General features: G+C 66.9%; 1 protein-coding gene. It reads left to right on the top strand.

Annotation, left to right across the window (positions count from 1 at the left end; translation table 11 throughout):
* Positions 1–22: 22 nt before the first annotated feature.
* Positions 23–269: PucR-like N-terminal domain-containing protein (locus AC5RVV_RS18410; protein ID WP_494002764.1), on the top strand; the 247-nt coding region annotated here is incomplete at its 3' end.

The raw sequence follows: 269 nt of genomic DNA, 5'->3' as shown, positions 1-269 counted from the left end.
CCTGTCCGATGAGAGCCGGCAGGTGGTAGCCGGTCTGGGCAGCGGTGAGTTCCGGCAGGGCCGCAGCATGGATGCCCTGCTGAGCGCATACCGGATCGGAGCGCGGGTGACGCTGCGCGAGATGTCCCGGGCCTCCATGGAGCAGGGGCTGGGCCCGAACGTTGTCGTGAATCTGGGCGAATCCATCCTGGCCTACATCGAGGAGCTCTCCGCGGTCAGCGCCGAGGCCTACGCCTTCGAACAGTCTGAACGCGCCGGAGCAATGGAAC

This window comes from Arthrobacter sp. MDT2-34-1 (assembly GCF_059091365.1).
Note: the sequence above shows the minus strand (reverse complement) of the source record. Positions and strands in the feature narration are given on the sequence as shown.